Source organism: Salibaculum halophilum (assembly GCF_002094885.1).
GTDB classification, from domain to species: Bacteria; Pseudomonadota; Alphaproteobacteria; order Rhodobacterales; family Rhodobacteraceae; genus Salibaculum; species Salibaculum halophilum.
Map to the genome: position 1 here is coordinate 83214 of NZ_MSIT01000010.1, position 20115 is coordinate 103328.

Genomic DNA, 20115 nt, shown 5'->3' on the forward strand with positions numbered 1-20115 from the left:
GCGCCGCACCTTAGGCCGCCCGCGATTCGGCGCAAGCCCGGCGTGACACTTTCATGACCGGCGGCGGGGCCGGGCGGGCGATCCGTGGACGGATCGCGGCGCTGCGTCGACGCAGCGCCCGCCTAGCCCTCGATCCGGCGCAGGTCGGCCACGGCGAGGCAAGTGGTGCGGATGCGCGAGAGCAGGTTCAGCCGGTTGCGCCGCAGCACCGCGCTGTCGGCATTGATCTGGACCTGTTCGAAGAAGGCGTCGATGGGCGCGCGCAATCCGGCCATGGCGGCCATGGCGCCGGCGAAATCCTCGGCCGCCATGGCCGGGGTGATGCGCGTGTCGGCGTCGTCGAGCGCGGCGAAGAGGGCGGTTTCCGCCGCGTCCTCGGCGAACCTGATATCGGCGCCGAAGGAATATTCGACGCCGTCGGCGTCCTCGGCCTGGGTGAGGATGTTGTTGGCGCGCTTGAAGCCCTGGATCAGGTTCTCGCCATCCTCGGTGCGCAGGAAAGTCTCCAGCGCCTCGGCCCGCTTGACCAGCAGGGTCAGGTCGTCGGCGCCCTCCATGGCGAGGCAGGCGTCGATGACGTCATGGCGGATGCCCGCGCCGCGCAGGTGGACCTTGAGGCGGTCGTGGAAGAAGGCGAGGAGGTCCTCCTGAACATCGGCTGAGTTTCGGAGTCTAAAGTGATTATCCTCGCCCAACCCTCCGTCTTTTGAGATGCGAACGTAATAATCTGGATCTGTCTCGTCGAAATCGGTTAGAAAATTTTCTAGCATTTTGAAGTTGCCGTTTTCAGCTCTGCCGCAAAGCCTGTCTTCGCGCGAAAACGACTCGGTCAACGAGCCATGAGCTGTTGCGACCAACAATTGGATCGATAGTTTATTTTGCTTTGCCAGCAGTAAGCGAATAACGCCCAACGCAGCGCGGCGCAGGGCGTAGGGGTCCTTGCTGCCCGTCGGTTTCTCGTCGATCGCCCAGAAGCCCGTCAGCGTGTCGATCTTGTCGGCGAGCGCCACGGCGACCGAGACCGGCGCGCTTGGCACGTCGTCGTCCTGGCCCATGGGTTTCCAGTGGTCGCGGCAGGCGTCGGCGACCTCCGGGCTGCGCCCGGCCTCCAGCGCGTAATACCGGCCCATCACGCCCTGCAACTCGGGAAACTCGCCCACCATTTCCGAGCGCAGGTCGGCCTTGGCGATGCGCGCGGCCTCTTGGGCCTGCTCGGGGTCGGCCCCCACATGCGGCGCGATCTCGCGGGCCAGCGCGGCGATGCGTGTCACGCGCTCGGCCTGGCTGCCCAGCTTGGCGTGGAAGGTCACCGCACCCAGCCCGTCGCACCAGTCCTGCATGCCGGCCCTGGCCACGCGAAGGTCGTTGTCCCAGAAGAACCGGGCGTCGGCCAGCCGCGCGGCCAGCACCTTTTGATTGCCGGCGAGAATGGTGCTGCCGCCATCCGGCGCGGCGATGTTGGCGACGGTAACGAAGCGGGTGATCTGCCCGGTCTTGTCGCGCAGGGAAAAGAACTTCTGGTGTTCCTTCATCGAGGTCTGCAGCACCTCGGGCGGCAGGTGCAGGAAATCGGCGTCGATCTCGCCCATCAGCACCACGGGCCATTCCACAAGCCCCGCGACCTCGGCCAGCAGGCCGGGGTCCTCGACCAGCTCCAGCCCGGCGGCGAAGGCCAGATTGACGGCCTCCTGCCGGATGTGGTCGGCGCGTTCCTCGGCGCGTAGCAGGACTTTCGCCTGTTTCAGTTTCGCCTCGTAATCCTCGAAGGAGGTGACGGCAAAGGCGTCGGGCGCCATGAAGCGGTGCCCGCGCGTGGTGTTGCCGGCGTTGATCCCGTCGATCTCCAGCGGGACGATCTGGGCGCCGTCCTCATCGGTCAGCAGGCACAGTATGGACTGCAAGGGCCGCACCCAGCGCAAGGCGCCCGCGCCCCAGCGCATGGACTTGGGCCAAGGGAAGTGGCGCACCGTGTGGTCGAGCACCTCGGCCACGATATCGGGCGCGGGGCGGCCCTTGTGCGCGATCACCGCGAAATAGACCTGCGCCTTGCCGGTGTCGCGCACCTCCAGCGCAGTGCGGTCCACCCCGGCGCCGCGGCAGAAGCCCTCGATGGCCTTGTCCGGCGCGCCGACCTTGGGGCCTTTGCGCTCTTCTCGGGTGTCGGGGCTTTCGCTCGACAGCCCCTCGACCGACAGCGCGAGGCGGCGCGGCGTGTGAAAGGCGCCCGCGCTGGCATAGGTCAATCCGGCCTCGACCAGCCCGTCGGTGACAAGGCGCTTGAGGTCGGCGGCGGCCCTGGCCTGCATCCGCGCCGGGATTTCCTCGGAGAAGAGTTCGATCAGGAGATCAGGCATGTCAGTCGTCCTCCGGGGGGGCGGGGCAGTCGTCTGGGACGGGCTCGCCGTCGAAGACGACTTCGCCGCAGCGGTTGATCTGGTGCCAGGCATAGCCGCGCCCGTCGGGCATGACAGCGACGAGGCGGTCGATGCCGTACTCGATGTTCTTGACACCCATGATGGGCAGGGCCGCGCCGGACTCCAGCGCCGCGCCGATCTCGCGCGCGTCGTAGCAGTCGAACCAGCCCGGCCCGGTCAGCGGCTCGGCGGCCTCGGCGATGGTGTAGCTCTTGCGCAGGTCGTCCTGCGACAGCGGCGTGTCGAAACAGGCGCGAAAGCGGATCGGGCTGCTGTTGGCGTCGATGGCGCGGAAATTGTCGAATGCGACGGCCTCGGGCGTGCCGGTGTCAGCGCGGGTCAGCTGCACGCCGCCGGCCGCCTCGGCGCCGACCTCCTCGTAAAAGGCGTAGACCTGCAGGTAATACATCGCCGCCCCGGCCACCAGCGCCGTCAGGACCATGGCCACGATGACAAGTCGCACCGGGGTCATGCCGCCGCCCCGCCGGCCTCGGTCTGCACGAAAGCGTCGGCGCAGAGCTTCGCCAGCGCGCGCACCCGGCCGATGTAGGCCTGCCGCTCGGTGACCGAGATCACGCCGCGCGCGTCCAGCAGGTTGAAGATGTGGCTGGCCTTGATGCACTGGTCATAGGCGGGGTGGGCCATGACGATGCGCCGGCCGGTCACGGGGTCCTCGGCGGGCCGGTCGAGGATGCGGGCGCATTCGGCCTCGGCCTCTTCGAAATGGCGCAGAAGGACCTCGGTGTCGGCCACGTCGAAGTTCCAGCGGCTGTACTCGGCCTCGGTCTGGCGGAAGACGTCGCCGTAGGTCAGCGGCTGGGCCGCGTCGGGCGCGTTGAAGGGCATCTCCATCACGTGGTCGATGCCCAGCACGTACATCGCCAGCCGTTCCAGCCCGTAAGTCAGCTCCCCCGAGACGGGGTGGCAGTCGTGCCCGCCGACCTGCTGGAAATAGGTGAACTGCGACACTTCCATGCCGTCGCACCAGACTTCCCAGCCCAGGCCCCAGGCCCCGAGGGTGGGGCTTTCCCAGTCATCCTCGACAAAGCGGATGTCGTGATGCGCCATGTCGATGCCGATGGCCTGAAGGCTTCCGAGGTAGAGGTCCTGCAGGTCCGGCGGGCTGGGTTTGATCAGCACCTGGAACTGGTAGTAATGCTGCAACCGGTTGGGGTTGTCGCCGTAGCGCCCGTCGGTGGGCCGCCGCGAAGGCTGCACGTAGGCCGCCGCCCAGGGCCGCGTGCCGAGGCTGCGCAGGGTGGTCGCGGGATGAAAGGTGCCCGCGCCGACCTCCATGTCGTAGGGCTGCAGCACTGCGCAGCCCTGCGCCGCCCAGTAGGACTGCAGCCGCAGGATGACCTCCTGAAAGCTGCGGGGCCGGGTCTGTCTGGGGGCGTCAGCCATGGCAAGCCTCTCGGTTCTCGGCGCGGGGGCCACCGCTGGCGGGCGGCGCACGCCGAATGCGTTCGCGCGTGTCAATAGGCGGGGCGGCGGTCAGGGTCAATGCGCCCGCCGCCGCGGCCCGGCACGGCCCGCGGTGCCCGTGACCCCGCGCCGATAAGCGGCCGTGTACCGCCGCAATTTCGGCGTGCAAAACGCCTTTTGTCTGGTAAGTTATGCGCTGGGGCCGCCCCGTGCGGGGCGGTGCGACAACGAGTGACACGAACGGGGATGGAGTGGGTGACATGCGCAGGATGACGAGTGGGCTTTTCGCGATCGTTCTGGCCGTGGCGGTCAGCGGCCTTGCCGCCGGGTCGGCGGCGGCGCAGCAACGCGCCTGGGTCCAGATCGAGGCCCAGCGCACCCTGACCGACGCGCAGGAGTCCGCCCGCGGTTACGCCGCGGCCGGCATCGACGATGTCAACGGCTTCCTGCTTGGCAGCGGCTGGTACGGGATCGCCCTCGGCCCCTATACCGAGGGCGAGGCCCGGTCGGTGCGCCGGACCTTGCGTGCCCGCGGGCTGATCCCGGCCGACAGCTACCTTGTCGATGGCAGCCGGTTCGGACAGCGCTACTGGCCGGCCGGGGTGACGGGCGCGGCAGCCGCGCCGGAAAACGCGCCGCAGGCCGAACCGGCCGCGCCCGACCCTATCGCCATTCCCGACGAGACCGTGGCTGAGGCCCGCGCCGCCGAACGCCGGCTGACCCGCGCCGACAAACGCGAGCTGCAGGAAATGCTGCAATGGGCGGGCCACTATACCGGCCCCATCGACGGGCTGTTCGGGGGCGGCACGCGCCGTGCCATGGCCGCCTGGCAGGAGGCCAACAATCACGAGGTTACAGGGGTCATGACCACCGGCCAGAGGGCCGAGCTTCTGGCCGCCTACAACGCGATTCTCGACGGGCTGGACATGGCCACGGTCCGCGATGAAACTGCCGGGATCGAGATGACGATGCCCACCGGGGTCGTCGCCTTCGAGGGCTACGAGCCCCCCTTCGCCCGCTATGACGCGACCGGCGATCTGGACGCGCAGGTCCTGCTGATCTCGCAACCCGGCGACCGGACGCGGATGTTCGGCCTCTACGAGATCATGCAGACGCTGGAAATCGTCCCCCGCGAGGGGCCGCGCGAGCGGACCGCGCAGGGCTTCACCATCGAAGGGATCGGCGAGGAAATCCATTCCTTCACCTCCGTGTCGCTGGACGATGGCCGCATAAAGGGCTTCACCCTTGTCTGGCCCGCCGGCGACGCGGACCGCCGCGCCCGGGTGCTCGACGAGATGCGCGCCAGCTTTGCGCGGACGGATGGCGTGCTCGACCCCGCGATCGCGCCGCCCGACGACGACCAGGCCATTGATCTGGTCTCGGGCCTGCAGGTGCGCCGCCCGCTGCGCGACCGCAGCGGGTTCTACGTCAACGAGGGCGGTGACGTGCTGACCACGACCGAGGCCGTCGAGGGCTGCGGGTCGATCACCCTGGCCAAGGCGCATGAGGCGCGCCCTGTCCATCGCGACGATGCCCTCGGCCTGGCGGTGCTGCGCCCCGAGGACGCGCTTGCGCCGCCGCAGGTGGCGGATTTCAACGTCGGCGTGCCGCGCCTGCAGGCCGATGTGGCCGTGGCGGGCTTTCCCTACGGCGGCGTGCTGGCCACGCCGGCGCTGACCTTCGGCACGCTAGCCGATATCCGCGGCCTTGAGGGCGAGGACACGGTCAAGCGCCTCTCCCTGGCGGCCGAGGAGGGCGACGCCGGTGGGCCGGTCTTCGACGACGGCGGGGCTGTTCTGGGGATGCTGCTGCCGCGCCGGCCCGAGAACGGCCGGGTCCTGCCGCCCGACGTGTCGTTTTCGGTGCATGCCGATCAGATCGTCGCCTCGCTCGACGCGGCGGGGGTGCCGGTGCAGACAACCGACGTGGAGGCCAGCATGAGCCCCGCCGCCCTGACGCAGATGGCCGCCGACGTGGCCGTCCTTGTCAGCTGCTGGGAGAACTGAGCGCCCGGGTCGCGGCCGGGGCGCGCGGTCGACCGCGCGCGGCGGCGCGTCGACGCGCCGCCTTGTCCCGCGGCGGGGATTTTTGCCTGATCCGGGCCGTGACTCTGGCCGCGGGCAGGCTTGGTCCCTAGGATGATGCCGTGCGCCAATGCGCAAACGGAACGGGGGCAGTATGGCCGGCGACTACGAGGACCTGACCGACGATCATGGCACGCGGCCCCGCTACGCCTCGCGCGGGTGGGTCCTGTCCATGCTGCGCGGGCAGGAGGGGCTGGGCGACACCTTTTGGGTGGGCTGCCTGGGCATGTGGTTCGTGGCCGCGCCGGGCGCGGTGCTCGGGGCCGTTCTGCTGCGCGCGGTCGGCGCGGGACCCGGGCTTATGGCGGCGGCGCAACTGCTCTTCTTCGGGGTTCTGGCGGCCTGGTTCCTCGCGCTGACCCGGGCGGTCTGGTGCGCCGCGCGACGCACCCCGCAGGCCGGGGCCTGGCGCTGGGCCGGGCTGGCGATCGCGCTTGTCCAGGGCCTGGCCTGCCTCGCCCTTGCGCTGATGCCTCTGGCCGGAGGCTGATCGCCATGCGGCGCGCGCTGACAGCCCTTGCCGCCCTGCTGGCCGCCCCGGCGCAGGCGCACCCGCATCTTTTCGTGGATGCGCGGGTCGCGCTTGTCTACGAGGGGCGCAGCCTGCAGGCGGTGCGCCTGACCTGGACCTACGACGAATTCTTCTCGCTCCTGCTGACCGAGGACCTCGGGATCGACTCCGACATGGACGGGCAATTGACCGAGGCCGAGCTGGACACCCTCTCCGGGGCGGTCCTCGACTGGCCCGAGGGCTACGAGGGGGACCTTTACGTCACGCAGCAGGGCCAACCCGTGGAACTGGGCGCGCGGCAGGACGCCTCGGTCGCCTTCGAGGACGGCCAGATCATCGAGCGCCACACCCGCCCCGTCACCTCAGCCGCACCGGGCGGTGCGACCGTTCGAGTCTACGACCCGGGCTATTACACAGCCTACACGGTGGTCACCCCGGTGACGGTCAGCGGCACCGACGCCTGCGCCGCGCAGGTGACCCGCGCCGATCTGGTCGCGGCGACCGAGAAGGTGGACGAATTGCTTTACGGCATGCCGCAGGATCAGGCCGAGGCCCAGTTTCCGCAGGTCGGCAAGGATTTCGCCGACACGATCCGCGTGACATGCGACGGTTGAGCCTGCTTCCCGCCGCGGCGCTGCTGGCGCTGGCGGTCTGGCTCTGGGGCTACGGCGGGGCCGACCAGTTGGCGCGCTGGGCCGCCGCCGGGCAGCGCGACGTGCAGACGGCCATGGCCGGCGCGCTGCGCGCCCTGAAACAGGGCCAGCCCGGGGCGCTGGCCACGCTCTGGGGCCTGTGTTTCGCCTATGGGTTTTTCCACGCGGCCGGGCCGGGCCACGGCAAGCTGGTGATCGGCGGCTACGGTCTGGGGCGCCGGGTGCCGCTGCTGCGCCTGTCGGGGCTGGCGCTGGCGTCCTCGCTGGGGCAGGCCGCGACGGCGGTGGTGCTGATCTATTCCGCCGTGCTGCTGTTGGGCTGGACCCGGCAACAGGTGCAGGGCCTGTCGGACGGGCTCTTCGCGGCGCTGTCCTACGGTGCCGTCGGGCTGATCGGGCTGTGGCTGCTGTGGCGCGGTGCACGCAAGCTGCTGCGCGGACGCTCTGCGGCCGGTCAGGATCAGGCGCACGACGGCGCCGCCCCGTGCGAGACCTGCGGTCATGCCCATGGCCCGACGGTCGACCAGGCCGAGGCGGTGCGCTCGCTGCCCGAGGCGCTGGCTCTGGTCGGCGCGGTGGCGATCCGGCCCTGCACCGGTGCGCTGTTTCTGCTGATCCTGACCTGGCGACTGGGGATCGACTGGGCGGGCATCATCGGCGCGGTCGTCATGGGGCTGGGAACCGCGACAGTGACGGTCGCGGTGGCCGTCGCGGCCGTTGTCTTCCGCGAAAGCACGCTGCTGCAGGCCGCCGCCCAGCGCGGCACCGCCCGCGCGCTCGCCCTCATCGAGGTGCTGGCGGGGCTGACGGTGGCGCTGTTGGCGGCGCAATTGCTGATGCGGCAGGGCGTTTTCTAGCCGGCGCCCGCGGGCGGTTCTGGACCTGCACAAGAACCGGGCGTAAGGCTGCGTCATGATGCAACCTGCCCCTCGGATCGCCCATGCCCGGCAGCTACTGAACCTCGGCCTGCCGCTGGTCGGCGCCAACCTTGCGGGTTTTCTGATCCACATGACCGATACCCTGATGCTGGGCTGGTACGACGTGACCGCGCTGGCGGCCGCGACCGTGGCCAACGGGCTCTGGTTCGTCGTCTTCATCGTCGGCGCTGGGTTCGGGCACGCGGTCACGCCCATGGTGGCCGAAGCGGTGGAACAGGGCGACGATGTCAGCGCCCGGCGCATCACGCGCATGGGGCTGTGGCTGTCGATGGCCTATGGCCTCGTCGCGGTGGCGCTGCTGTGGCGCGGCGCGGACCTGCTGCGCCTGATCGGCCAGCCCGAGGCGGTGGCGGTGGCCGGCGGGCAATACCTTTCGATCGCGATCCTGGGCTTTTTCCCGGCGCTGGCCGGCCATGTCATGCGGTCCTTTCTGGGGGCGGTGCAACTGACGGCGGTGCAGCTCTGGATCACGCTGGCCGCGCTGGTGTTGAACGCCGGGTTCAACTACGCGCTGATCTTCGGCAACCTCGGGTCGCCGGAACTGGGCATCGAGGGGGCGGCGCTGGCCTCGGTCCTGACGCACGCGGTGCAGATGGGCGCGCTGATGGCCTATGCCCAGTGGAAACGGCCCGATCTGGCCCTGTTTCGCCGCATCTGGAATCCCGATGCCGAGGTCATGGCGCGGGTGTTCAGGCTGGGCCTGCCGGTGGGCGGCGCGGCGCTGTCGGAAAGCGGGCTGTTCACCGGGTCGTCGATCATGATGGGCTGGCTGGGCGAGGTGGAGTTGGCCGCCCACGGCATCGCGCTGCAACTGACGGCGGTGATGTTCATGTTTCACGTCGGCATGTCCAATGCGGCTACCATCCGGATCGGCAGCCATTTCGGCCGCCGCGACGGCCCGGGGATGCGGCGCACCGCCGAGGCGTCGTTCGCGCTGTCGATGTTTTTCGGCATCTTTGCCATCGCAGTGTTCCTGCTGCTGCCCGAAACGCTGGTGGCGCTTTTCGTGGACCCGGACGAGCCCCGGCGCGGCGCGGTGATCGCGCTGGGCGCCGGGCTGGTGACGATCGGGGCGCTGTTCCAGTTCGTGGATGCGGCCCAGATCGTCGCGTTGTCGAACCTGCGCGGCATGCAGGACACCAACGTGCCGATGTGGCTGGCCGCGCTCAGCTACTGGGGCATCGGCCTGCCGGCGGGCTTTGTGCTGGGCGTCCCGCTCGGGCTGGACGGGGCCGGTGTCTGGTTCGGGATGACGCTGGGGCTGACGGCGGCGGCGCTGATGCTGACGGTCCGGCTGCTGCGGCAACTTGCGCGCGTGGGCGCGGTGCCGCACGCCGGGCTACGGGCCGGTTAGCCGCAGCGCAGCACTTGCATCGGTGCGGGGCCTTGGCCATTCTTGCCGAAGACAAGGCCGCACGGCGGCCCAATGTCGCATCACCAACGCGCAGGCCGCAAAGGGGCAGGGCAGAGCATGATCTTCGAGGTTTTCGCCGTCGGCGCCGCGTTCCTCTTCGGGCTGGCGGTGCGACCGCTGGGCCTGCCGCCGCTGGTGGGCTTCCTGGCCGCGGGCTTTGCCATCAACGCGCTGGGGCCGGGGGCCGGGATGCCTGCCGAAACCGGCCCGATCCTGGACCATCTGGCCGAGCTTGGCGTGCTGTTGCTGCTCTTCACCGTGGGGCTAAAGCTCAAGCTGCGCCAGATCGGCGAGCCGCAGGTCGTCGGCGTCGCCCTGCTGCACTTCGCGCTGTCGGTGGCGCTGTTCACGCCCCTGGCGCGGCTGCTTTTCACGCCGGACTGGACGCTGGCGCTGCTGGTGGGGATCGCGCTGGCCTTTTCCTCGACGGTGCTGGCGGCCAAGATGCTGGACGCCAAGCGCGAGATGGGCAGTTTCCACGGCCGCACCGCCATCGGCATCTTGATCGTGCAGGACATCATCGCGCTTGTCGTTATCGCCGTCTTCGCGGGCAAGGTGCCGGGGCCCGAGGCGCTGCTGGTGCTGGCCGCGCCGCTGCTGCGCCCGGTGCTGCACAAGATCCTCGACTGGGCCGGCCACGAGGAAGTTCTGGTGCTGGCCGGCATGGCTTTGGCGGTCGTGGTGGGCGGCTACGGCTTCGAGGTCATCGGGCTGAAGGGCGAGATCGGCGCGCTGGTCATGGGGCTGCTGCTGTCCACGCACCCGCGCGCGGGCGAGCTGTCGAAGGCGCTCTGGTCGTTAAAGGAGGTCTTCTTGGTGGGCTTCTTCCTGTCGATCGGCATGTCCGGCCTGCCCGACTGGGACGCGGTCGTCTTTGCCGTCGTGCTGGGGCTGTTGCTGCCGCTCAAGGGGGTGCTGTTCTTCGCCCTGCTGGTGGCCTTCAAGCTGCGTGCCCGGACGGCCTTTCTTTCGGCGCTGTCGCTGTCGGTCTACAGCGAATTCGGCCTGATCGTCGCCAGCAGCATCCCGGCGGCGCAGTCCTTCGTCGTGCCGCTGGCCATCGCGGTGTCGGTCTCCTTCCTGATCGCGGCGCCGATCAACCACCTTGCGCATCCGCTTTTCGAGCGGTTCTCGGACCGGTTGCGGCGCTTTCAGCGCGGCACGCGCCATCCGGACGAGCAGCCGACCGAACTGGGCGACGCGGATGTGCTGATCTTCGGCATGGGGCGGACGGGGTCGGCGGCCTATGCGGTCATGCAGGAACGCGGCTTTCGGCCCATCGGGCTGGACGCCGACAATTACAAGGCGCGGGCCCATGCCGAGGCCGGGCGCAACGTGGTCTTCGCCGACGCCGAGGACAGCAATTTCTGGACGGGCGTGCGGCTGGAGCGGATCAAGGCCGCGGTGCTGGCCATGAACGACCTGGAGGCCAAGGTGATCGCCGCGCGCACCCTGCGCGCCAAGGGTTTCGAGGGGCCCATCGTCAGCCATGCCCTGCACGACGAGCACCTCACCCAGATCCAGGAGGCCGGGGCGAGCCGCACTTACCTGACCATGCGCGAGGCCGGGCGCAGCCTGGCCCAGAACGCCTGCGACGCGATGGAGCCGGCAAAGCGTTCGGGCACCTGATGCGCCCCTATTCCGCGGCGTCCGTGCCCCGGCTCAGCCGGTCGGCCTTCTTGCGCACCAGCACGGTGCGCAGGTCATGCATGGCCAGCAGCAACTCGTCGGTGAACTCCTCCAGCTGCGCGTCCGTGGCCTTGGACTGTGCCCATTGGGTCGTCAGGTTCAGGTGATCGATGGCACGGTGGATGTCGTCGACGGTGCGCCGGGCGAGGGTCGCGGTGCGCTCGGTCATCCAGTCGCGGATCACCTCCAGCTCATCCTCGCCCAGGGTGCGGTCGCCCTGCGGCTTGATCTGGCCGTTGTTGACGTTCACGACCGCGATCTGGTTCATCTCGATGCGGCGCTGGCGGTTCTCGGTGTCGACCTTGAAGACGACCGCCCCGTTCTCCTTGACGCGGAAGTAATACTCGGGAAGCTCTGCGCCCATCTCTGCCTCGTCGCTTGTACCCGCCGCGCCGCGGCGCTCTGGCAAGGCTAGCAGACCGGGGCGCGCCGCGCCAGAACCGGGCCGATCCTAGTGCAGGCGATCGCAAAAATCCCGGATGCGGCGGCAGGCCTCTTCGAGCGTGGCGTCGTCGCTGGCGTAGCTGACGCGGAAATTCGGCGACAGGCCGAAGGCCGCGCCGAAGACCACGGCGACGCCGGCCTCCTCCAGCAGGGCGGTGGCGAAATCCTCGTCGGTGGCGATCCGTGCCCCGCCCGCGCTGGTCTTGCCGATGCAGCCCGCGATGGAGGGGTAGACATAGAAGGCGCCCTGGGGTGTCGGGCAGTCGATGCCCCGCGCGGCGTTGAGCATCCCTACCACCAAGTCGCGGCGGCGCACGAAGGCGCGGTTGTTCTCGGCGATGAAATCATGCGGGCCGTCGAGCGCCGTCACCGCGGCCCATTGCGAGATCGAACAGGGGTTCGAGGTGCTTTGCGACTGGATCTTGCGCATGGCCCCGATCAGCGGCTCGGGGCCGGCGGCGTAGCCGATGCGCCAGCCGGTCATGCACCAGGCCTTGGAGACGCCGTTGACCGTCAGCGTCCGATCGTAAAGCCCCGGTTCGACCTGCGCGGGCGTGCAGAATGTGAAATCGTCATAGACGAGGTGTTCGTACATGTCGTCGGTCAGGACGTGCACCTGCGGGTGGCGCATCAGGACATCCGTCAGCGCCTTCAAGTCATCCCAGGCATACCCCGCCCCGGTGGGATTGGAGGGCGAGTTGAACAGGACCCACTTGGTCGCCGGCGTGATCGCCGCCTCGAGCTGGTCGGGCGTAATCCGGTAGCCTGTCTCCGGCCCGGCCGCGACGGGCACGGGCGTGCCGCCCGCCAGCAGCACCATGTCGGGGTAGCTGACCCAGTAGGGGGCCGGGATCACCACCTCGTCGCCGGGGTCCAGCGTGGCCATGAGCGCGTTGAACAGAACCTGTTTGCCGCCCGATGCGACCGAGACCTGCGACGGCGCGTAGTCCAGCCCGTTGTCGCGCTTGAACTTGGCGCAGATCGCGCGTTTCAGCTCGGGGATGCCGTCCACGGGGGTGTATCGGGTGTGGCCCTCCTCGATGGCGCGGATGCCGGCGGCACGGACATGCGCGGGCGTGTCGAAGTCCGGCTCGCCCGCCCCCAGCCCGATCACGTCGCGCCCGGCGGCGCGCAGTTCGGCGGCCCGGGTCGTCACCGCGATGGTGGGCGATGGCTTGACGCGGTCGAGTGTCGCGGACAGCAAGGACATGGTCGGCCCCGGTTTTGAATTCTTTCGTGCGACGTGTCATAGGTGTGCCGGATCGAACAGACAAGTTCAGAGGACCCGATGACCGAAGACGAAAAGACCGAATGGTTCAGCGAGGATACCGCCACCTTCGGCGACAGGCTGGCCGCCGCGCGTGAGGCCGTGTCGATGCCCCAGAAGGACCTGGCCAAGAAGCTGGGCGTCAAGCTGGGCACCCTTCGCAACTGGGAGGATGACCTCAACGAACCGCGCGCCAACAAGCTGCAGATGGTCTCGGGGATTCTCGGGGTTTCGATCCGTTGGCTGCTGACCGGCGAGGGTGACGGGGTCGAGGCCCCCGACGACAGCGGCGTGGAACCGGCCGACCTGCGCGCCATCCTGGCCGAGATGCGCAGCCTGCGCGCCCAGATCGCACAGTCGGGCGAGAAGCTGTCGCAGCTGGAAAAGCGCCTGCGCGCGGTGCTGAGCGACGTGGCATGACCGAGGATGGCGACACCCGCCGCAAGCGCCTCTACATGCGTTCGATCCGGCGGGGTATCAAGGAGATGGACCTGATCCTGGCCGGCTTTGCCGACAAACACCTCGGGGCGATGGCGGGGCCGGAGCTGGACCTCTACGACCGGCTGCTGTCGGAAAACGACCAGGACCTTTACCAATGGGTCTCGGGTCAGGTGGCCCCGCCCGACCGCTATGCCCGATTGGTGGCGCGCATCGCCGAGGGTGCGGCCGGGGTGACGCGGCCGTCCTGACCCTGGCCATGGCCGGGACGGAGGGGCCGGGCGCGATTTCCGCGGCCACTTAACCGATTGTTGGGCATTTGCGTGCCATCTGGGACGTGCAACGGCACAGAACGGAGGGTGTTGCATGTCATTTCACAGGACTCCCGATCCTGCGCCCGGCGCTGGCGCCGCCGGGGAGGGTCAGGCGCGGGCCTATGACACCGGGTTCATGACCTCCTACCTTGACACGCTCATGCTGGTGGAACGGCTGCACCGGCTGCTGCTCGATGTCATCAAGGATGAATTCGAACGGCTCGGCATTCTCGAAGTGAACGCGGTCCAGGCTCTGTTGATGTTCAACGTCGGCGACAACGAGGTCACGGCCGGCGAACTCAAGACCCGCGGCTACTACCAGGGCAGCAACGTCAGCTACAACCTCAAGAAGCTGGTCGAGATGGGCTACATGCACCACCAGCGGTGCGAGATCGACCGCCGCTCGGTCCGGGTGCGGCTGACGGCCAAGGGCCGCGGGATCCGCGATATCGTCGCGCGCCTGTTCGCCGGCCACGCCCGCGGGCTGCAGGACGGTGCGGTGCTCAGCATGGACGGAATCGACGAGATCACCATCGCACTGCGCCGGGTCGAACGCTACTGGTCCGAGCAGATCCGATATATCTATTGAAGGCCACGGGCCGACAAGGGTCGGGTCAGGACGGCCGCGCGCCTGTTCGGCCGGCGCCCGTCAGCCCGCGTCGCCCAGCATGATCGCGCCCAGTTCACGGATCAGCTTGGCCCGCATCGCGCGCTCGAAATCGGCGAACCCGCCGGCCACCTCGACAAAGGCGCCCGGGCCGCGGATCACCGCGTCGCGGTAATATCCGACAAGATCCCCGCGGCCTTCGGTCGGCATGGCGCGCACGACAAGCCCGTTCACGGTGACCCCGTCGAAGGGGAACGCGGCATAGGCTTCGCGCGGGCCGAAGCCCTCGTTGTTCTCGCCGTCGCCCGAAACATCCAGCGTCGCCGCCGCACAGTCCGGCGCGCGCCCCAGAAGTGTCGCGCCATAGCCCAGCGCATAGCCCAGCGCGGTGGGAAAATCGTCATGGCTGCGCGGGCTGGCGGCGATGCGCCCCGACACGGCGCGAAGGTCGGCGGCCGAGCGGATCAGCACCCAGTCCTGCAACAGCACCTGTTTGCGGCGGCCCGACCACTCGTAGACGGCCAGCGCCACGGGGTCGCCGGGGGCGAGAAAGGCCGCCTGGACCTCCGGCGCCACCAGCGCCGCGGCCAGCCCGCCGCGCTGCAGCGCATCCTCGGCCGCGTCCACCGACGAGGAGACATCCATCGCCAGCGCCAGGGCCAACCGGCAGGCCGCCGCGGGCTGCGCCGCCACGGCGGCAAGCGCGCAAAGCAGAAGGCGCGCCCGCGTCACCAATGGCCGGTGTTGTCCATGCTGGCCCAGGGCTCGGCCGGGGCCTGCGCGTCACCGGCCTGCAACAGCTCGACCGAGATGTTGTCGGGGCTGCGCACGAACGCCATGCGCCCGTCGCGGGGCGGGCGGTTGATGGTCACGCCATTGTCCATCAGGTGCTGGCAGGTGGCATAGACGTCGTCGACCTCGTAGGCCAGGTGCCCGAAATGGCGGCTGTCGTCGGGCAGGGCATCGTCGCCGTCCCAGTTATACGTCAGCTCGACCGGGCACTCTTCCTGGCCGGGCGGGGCCATGAAGACGAGGGTGAAACGGCCGCCCTCGCTCTCCATCCGGCGGGTCTCTTGCAGGCCCAGCAGTTCATAGAAGGCCATGGATTTCTCCAGGTTCTTCACGCGCACCATGGTGTGCAGGTATTTCAACGGCATCTCCGTCCTCCGATTGTGTTGCTGCGAGCCTAGCACGCTGCGCGGCCGGGGGAAGGGTCAGAAGGCCGAGCGGAAGCCGATCCGGAGCGAGGTGGCCTCGGTGTCGAACCGGGAGACGTTGCTGTCGGTCTGCGTCACCGAGAGAGATGCCGTCGGCGCGAAACCGGCATAGCTGAAGTCCGTGAAGGTGGCGCTGATCGTGCCGGTCATACTGACGTCCTGCCGTCCGCCTGGAACGGCAAACAGCAGTGTGTAATCCGGATAATCGCGATAAGCGAGGCGGCCGTGCAAAGCCAGGTCTGCCGGGCCGATCCGGTCGGGGACCTCATAACCCACCCTCAAACTCAAGGTTGAGCGCCTAATGTTGCGACTTGCACTCGCAGTTCCGCCGGCTGAAAGCCCCCATGACACGTCACCGCCCCCGGCACGTTCCGTTCGACCGGTCAGGCCGAGGGTCCAGTCCAGACGCTCGTCTGCTCCGGTGGCCGGCCAGTATTGCTCGAGGTCCGCCTTGATTCTGAAGTCGGACTTGCCACCCGGACCGGGCCAACCGAAGCCAAGTTCCGCGCCAACCAGATCGCCCTCTTGGCTCATGGCCTGCCATTGCCGCCCGACCCGCACGCTTGCGTCGAGCATCCCGCCTGAAACCCGGCGGGCGTGGGTCAAACCGAATTCAAGATAAGTCTGCGCAAAGTCCCGCCCGCGCAAGTCGGTGTCAGGCTCGTCCAGCCAGACCGCAGTCTGGAAGAGCCGCGCGTCGACGCGTGTCAGGGCGGTGCTTGTCGCGTCCATACGATAGGAAAGTCGCAAATCTGCCGAAGCGATGAGGCCGGGTTGTGCAACGGCGTCCTCGCTTAGAATACCGACCACAGGAACGCCCTCGACGATGTTTAGCCGATCCTCCGCCCCACCATTGACATTGGATGAGGGCATGAGCCCGAACCCCAAACGCAAGCGGGTTCGGCTCTCGGCCCTTACACGTCGGACGTCGTTCCGCGTTCTGGCGTGATCCGTGGGTGTGGGCGAAACGGTCAAGGCCCGACGCAGCCAGTACATCGCCAAAAGGTCCTGGTCGGCTTGCCGGGCCGCCAAAGCGGTCAATCGGGCCGCCTCGTATTTCTGAGGGTCGCTGCGGCTGAGTCGCCACGCGTGCGTGCCCGCCTTGCGACCTGCACGCGGACGCCCCAGTTGCGGTTCGGCTGCGGCCAGGATCAACTGGGCGACCCGGTCACTGTCATCCGCTTCCAGAAGTGCCAGGGCAAGCTGTCGGGCCAGACCGGGATCGCCGGTCAGGATGGCATCCCGCGCCAGGGCCTGAGTTTGTAATCGGTCCAAGGCGATCGTCGTCTGCGCTACGCCCGGACTGGCCAATATCGCGCATAGGAGGATGCCGACCTTAAGGCAACGCATCCGGGTTGACCGTGTCACAGAGCGCTGCGTCGCCGGGTTCGCCGCATTTCGTCAGTACGAAGACGCCGTATTCCAGTTCGTTTTCCACGTTATCAAGGTAGCCCTCGATGCTGATGCCGCCGCTCATGGAGGTGGCACCTTCGCCGCCGAAAACGCCCGCATAATCGCCAATCGGGTCTTGCTCTGGGGTTTCGACGGTCCCCGTAAAGGTTCCGGCCTGTCCGTCTAGGTTGCCGGGTTCGGGCACGAGCACGACGCTCGGCAGCGACGTCGCGCTTTCCTCAAGGACCCGGTCGAATATCGCACCATTTACCGAGCCGTCCGAAAAATCGGCGTTCAAGAAGACTTGACCGGTCACGCGCGAGGGCTGGGCCGGGTGCAGTTCGGGGTCCGTCCCCGCAGGCACGGCGGCCAAGAGGTTATCGGGATTACCATCTGCAACAGTCAAGTTGCTAAGTCCGGCGTAATCACCGGCATAACTGACAAGGCCGTTGGCGGGCTGCTCGGGCACGTGCGGGCTGTAAGGGCCGTTGCGCTCGAAATACGCACCGCCGAAGACCTTGTTGAACTGGCCGCCGTCCAGAACCACGGCGCCGCTGGATGTGTCATCCGAACTGGTCGCCGCGAGACCGATGAAGAACCGGTCAAGGGGGTCCTCCTGGACCGAGAAGGCGGTGTAGCCCGGCACGTCAAGTTGCGGTGTCCGGTCATAGGTCGCGGTGCGCGGGGTCGTGTCAAGCGAATTCACCGTGACCCTGAAGGTGCCCGAGGCTTCGTCGTAATTCACCGACTGAACGTTGTTGCCGACATTGTCCGGGACGCTGTCCGGAGAGACGCCGCCGTCTGGCGCGGCCTCACCGCCTGTTCCATCGCCACCGCCCGCGTCGGGATCGGCGCCGCCGCCGGTCTGGCCATCGGTCTCTTCCTGAAATGGATTTGTTCCGTCGCCGCCGCATCCGGCCAGCAGCGCGAGGCTGAGGGCGGTTATCATGACGGGGCTCGTCGCGCCGCGCTGTCCCATGGAATGTCCTGCTCAAAATGTGCTGCCTGTGGCCGGTTTCCGGCTCTTGACATGCATAATCGGGAATTGCCGCCGCCAAGTCAACGATTGCCTTTACGGATGCTGCACAGGATATCGGGGTTCCCGCCCGTTTTCGGCGCAGATATGGTAAGCAGGTTACGGACCCGCCGAGAATCAGCAAGGAATGCCGCCCATGCCCCTCACCCCCGAGCAACAGGCCGAGATCGACGCCCTGCGCGCTGCGCCCCGCCAGACCCTGCGCACGGTGTCCGAGGGGATGGAGGCGCATCTCTACACGCCCGCCCCGGTGCTCGACCACGGCTTTGTCCGGGTGGTGGACTACATGGGCGACGATGCCGCCATCTGCCAGGCCGCGCGGGTATCCTACGGCCGCGGCACCAAGTCGGTCAGCAACGACACCGGGCTGATCCGCTACCTGATGCGGCACTGGCATTCGACCCCCTTCGAGATGTGCGAGGTCAAGTTCCACGTCAAGCTGCCCGTCTTCGTGGCCCGCCAGTGGATCCGCCACCGCACCGCCAACGTGAACGAGTATTCCGCGCGCTACTCGATCCTCGACCGCGAATTCTACATCCCCCGGGCGCAGGACCTGGCCGCGCAATCGACCACCAACAACCAGGGCCGGGGCGACGTGCTGACCGGGGACGAGGCCGAGCGCGTGCTGCGCATCCTCAAGGACGACGCCGGGCGCGCCTATGACCACTACGAGCAGATGATCGGGCAGGAGGGGCAGCAGGGCCTGGCCCGCGAACTGGCCCGCATGAACCTGCCCGCCAACATCTATACCCAGTGGTACTGGAAGGTGGACCTGCACAACCTGTTCCACTTCCTGCGCCTGCGCGCCGATGCCCACGCCCAGTACGAGATCCGCGTCTACGCCGAGGCCATCTGCGCGATGGTCAGGGACTGGGTCCCGGCGGCCTACGCGGCCTTCGAGGACTACCGCCTGGGCGGTGCGACCCTGTCGGCCGCCGCCCTTGAGTGCATCCGCCGGATGTTGAAGGGTGAGGAGGTGACACAGGAAACCTCCGGCATGTCCAAGGGGGAATGGCGGGAGTTCATGGGGGTGATTGAGGGGTGAAGAAGGACGAGTTAGTTAAGTTCATTGATTGTGTTGATGTTCGTGATCGTCCTCCAAAAGTCCGTGCTCGTGAACGAAAGAACTTAGAGTTCAAAGCTGACTTTTCGGCAAACGCGCTTGCGAAGTGCCTCAAGACAATCGCGGCGTTTGCAAGTGCGAATGGCGGCGTAGTTTGTTTTGGGGTAAGTGATAAGCCCCGAGAAGCCATTGGTACGGATGGCGATCTTGATGAGGCAACTGTCCAGGATCAGCTATACTCACACCTATATCCGGTCCCAGAATTTCAATTGCTTGAACACGAAGTCTTTGGTCGCCGACTGATCTGTTTACAGGTTGTGCCAGTGTCCAAGAAGCCGGTGATAGCTATCAAAGATAAGCAGACTTCTGACCAGAGGAGCTCAACTGTTCTCCGGGCGGGAACAGTGTATTTTAGGAGAGCAGGTCAAACAAAGCCAATTTCCGGTGAGGAGTTTTCCGCGATCTTGGAAAGGCGAGACGAGCTTAAAAGAACGGAAATACTTAATTTTCTTTCCCGTGGTAGGGAGGTCGGATTTGATAAGGCTGTTATCGCAGATTTCAGGCGAGCGGGGGCGGAACATGCAAACCCAACTTTGTATGTCCCGGAGACCGAGGCGCATCGTTTGAATATCATTGACAGAGCCAGATTGGTGGAAGCTGAAGGTGCCCCGGCGTACCAGATTTCTGGAACTGTTGAGTTAACCGTCCCGGCGGATAAAGATCCGCGAAAACCGATGCTGCCGGAAGCCGCGGCGCGAGCGCTGCGGTCGTCAATCCGCGCAAAGTTCGGCGAATGGTTCCCGTGGAAGGCGATTCATCTTCGCAAAGCTGCTTCACAACTTGGATTTTGGGACGATAAGAGCGGGGATGATATTCACACAGGAGTAGTCGAGATAACGAACTCTCCAGTATACTATGAGCAGGGAAGAGTCGCTGTAGAGAGGTTTGCAAACCGTTCACCGCTCGATTTCGTTGAAGCGGTTGGTTCCAAAGAGACAATTCGTCGCGTCATTGGGCAAGGTTAGACTGACGGGGATAGCATCCATGGTACCCGAGATCGCACCGAGCACTTTTTATCAAACCATGCTACAAAGGTGAGTGAAAATGCACCCTACACCCCGCACGAATAGCGCCGGAGGCGCCGCGCGGTCGCCAGGCCGCCCGGACGGGCTGGCGACTTGGTGGGGTTTGCGCCATGCTCTGATCGTG

At 67.4% G+C, this 20115-nt stretch carries 20 protein-coding genes; 11 read left to right on the plus strand and 9 right to left on the minus strand.

Annotated features, from left to right (window positions below; translation table 11 throughout):
* Nucleotides 1-122: 122 nt before the first annotated feature.
* Genes glyS through BU124_RS08760 form a run of 3 tightly spaced genes read right to left on the minus strand, consistent with a single transcriptional unit; the run spans nt 123 to nt 3818 of the window.
* Entirely contained in the window at nt 123-2354 is a 2232-nt protein-coding gene (gene glyS / locus BU124_RS08750; protein WP_084862769.1) for a glycine--tRNA ligase subunit beta, read from the minus strand.
* Between the two features lies 1 nt (nt 2355).
* On the minus strand, nt 2356-2886 hold the full coding sequence (locus tag BU124_RS08755) for a DUF6446 family protein (RefSeq protein WP_084862772.1): 531 nt from the start codon (nt 2884-2886) through the stop codon (nt 2356-2358).
* Entirely contained in the window at nt 2883-3818 is a 936-nt protein-coding gene (locus BU124_RS08760) for a glycine--tRNA ligase subunit alpha (protein ID WP_084862774.1), read from the minus strand. The genes BU124_RS08755 and BU124_RS08760 overlap by 4 nt, the downstream gene beginning before the upstream one ends.
* Before the next feature lie 281 nt (nt 3819-4099).
* On the opposite strand from BU124_RS08760, the gene BU124_RS08765 reads away from it, so the two are divergent.
* The 6 genes from BU124_RS08765 (at nt 4100) to BU124_RS08790 (ending at nt 11068) form a co-directional block, all read left to right on the plus strand.
* On the plus strand, nt 4100-5845 hold the full coding sequence (locus BU124_RS08765; RefSeq protein ID WP_245831655.1) for a trypsin-like peptidase domain-containing protein: 1746 nt from the start codon (nt 4100-4102) through the stop codon (nt 5843-5845).
* 172 nt (nt 5846-6017) lie between these two features.
* Entirely contained in the window at nt 6018-6413 is a 396-nt protein-coding gene (locus BU124_RS08770) for a hypothetical protein (RefSeq protein WP_084862776.1), read from the plus strand.
* A 5-nt stretch (nt 6414-6418) separates the two neighbouring features.
* The gene (locus BU124_RS08775; protein WP_084862779.1) at nt 6419-7048 is read left to right on the plus strand and encodes a DUF1007 family protein; all 630 of its coding nucleotides are present in this window, start codon (nt 6419-6421) and stop codon (nt 7046-7048) included.
* Nucleotides 7036-7944 (plus strand): nickel/cobalt transporter, encoded by a 909-nt coding sequence (locus BU124_RS08780; protein ID WP_084862781.1) that lies wholly within the window; start codon nt 7036-7038, stop codon nt 7942-7944. Before BU124_RS08775 ends, BU124_RS08780 begins: the two co-directional genes overlap by 13 nt.
* Before the next feature lie 55 nt (nt 7945-7999).
* Nucleotides 8000-9379: an MATE family efflux transporter gene (locus tag BU124_RS08785; protein WP_084862784.1), complete on the plus strand. Its 1380-nt coding sequence runs from the start codon at nt 8000-8002 to the stop codon at nt 9377-9379.
* A 117-nt stretch (nt 9380-9496) separates the two neighbouring features.
* Nucleotides 9497-11068: a cation:proton antiporter domain-containing protein gene (locus BU124_RS08790; RefSeq protein ID WP_084862786.1), complete on the plus strand. Its 1572-nt coding sequence runs from the start codon at nt 9497-9499 to the stop codon at nt 11066-11068.
* A gap of 7 nt (nt 11069-11075) precedes the next feature.
* Here the strand turns inward: BU124_RS08790 and BU124_RS08795 are convergent, their stop codons facing one another.
* Nucleotides 11076-11492 (minus strand): hypothetical protein, encoded by a 417-nt coding sequence (locus tag BU124_RS08795; RefSeq protein WP_084862789.1) that lies wholly within the window; start codon nt 11490-11492, stop codon nt 11076-11078.
* 87 nt (nt 11493-11579) lie between these two features.
* Nucleotides 11580-12782, minus strand: a complete 1203-nt coding sequence (locus BU124_RS08800; RefSeq protein ID WP_084862791.1) for a pyridoxal phosphate-dependent aminotransferase — start codon at nt 12780-12782, stop codon at nt 11580-11582.
* Nucleotides 12783-12860: 78 nt separating this feature from the next.
* On the opposite strand from BU124_RS08800, the gene BU124_RS08805 reads away from it, so the two are divergent.
* From BU124_RS08805 to BU124_RS08815, 3 genes are all read left to right on the plus strand, one after another.
* Nucleotides 12861-13259 (plus strand): helix-turn-helix domain-containing protein, encoded by a 399-nt coding sequence (locus BU124_RS08805; protein WP_084862793.1) that lies wholly within the window; start codon nt 12861-12863, stop codon nt 13257-13259.
* On the plus strand, nt 13256-13528 hold the full coding sequence (locus BU124_RS08810) for an FAD assembly factor SdhE (RefSeq protein ID WP_084862796.1): 273 nt from the start codon (nt 13256-13258) through the stop codon (nt 13526-13528). Before BU124_RS08805 ends, BU124_RS08810 begins: the two co-directional genes overlap by 4 nt.
* Nucleotides 13529-13643: 115 nt before the next feature.
* Entirely contained in the window at nt 13644-14180 is a 537-nt protein-coding gene (locus BU124_RS08815; RefSeq protein WP_084862798.1) for a MarR family winged helix-turn-helix transcriptional regulator, read from the plus strand.
* A 60-nt stretch (nt 14181-14240) separates the two neighbouring features.
* On the opposite strand, the gene BU124_RS08820 is transcribed toward BU124_RS08815, so the two are convergent.
* From BU124_RS08820 to BU124_RS08835, 4 genes are all read right to left on the minus strand, one after another.
* Entirely contained in the window at nt 14241-14930 is a 690-nt protein-coding gene (locus tag BU124_RS08820; RefSeq protein WP_084862852.1) for a DUF1194 domain-containing protein, read from the minus strand.
* The gene (locus tag BU124_RS08825; RefSeq protein WP_084862799.1) at nt 14927-15355 is read right to left on the minus strand and encodes a VOC family protein; all 429 of its coding nucleotides are present in this window, start codon (nt 15353-15355) and stop codon (nt 14927-14929) included. Before BU124_RS08825 ends, BU124_RS08820 begins: the two co-directional genes overlap by 4 nt.
* A 57-nt stretch (nt 15356-15412) precedes the next feature.
* On the minus strand, nt 15413-16690 hold the full coding sequence (locus tag BU124_RS08830; RefSeq protein ID WP_143529932.1) for a hypothetical protein: 1278 nt from the start codon (nt 16688-16690) through the stop codon (nt 15413-15415).
* 61 nt (nt 16691-16751) lie between these two features.
* Entirely contained in the window at nt 16752-17786 is a 1035-nt protein-coding gene (locus BU124_RS08835) for a hypothetical protein (RefSeq protein ID WP_084862803.1), read from the minus strand.
* A gap of 193 nt (nt 17787-17979) precedes the next feature.
* On the opposite strand from BU124_RS08835, the gene thyX reads away from it, so the two are divergent.
* A complete protein-coding gene (thyX, locus tag BU124_RS08840; protein ID WP_084862805.1) occupies nt 17980-18888 on the plus strand; it encodes an FAD-dependent thymidylate synthase in 909 nt (302 codons plus the stop codon).
* A complete protein-coding gene (locus tag BU124_RS08845) occupies nt 18885-19931 on the plus strand; it encodes an AlbA family DNA-binding domain-containing protein (protein WP_084862808.1) in 1047 nt (348 codons plus the stop codon). Before thyX ends, BU124_RS08845 begins: the two co-directional genes overlap by 4 nt.
* Nucleotides 19932-20115: the final 184 nt, after the last annotated feature.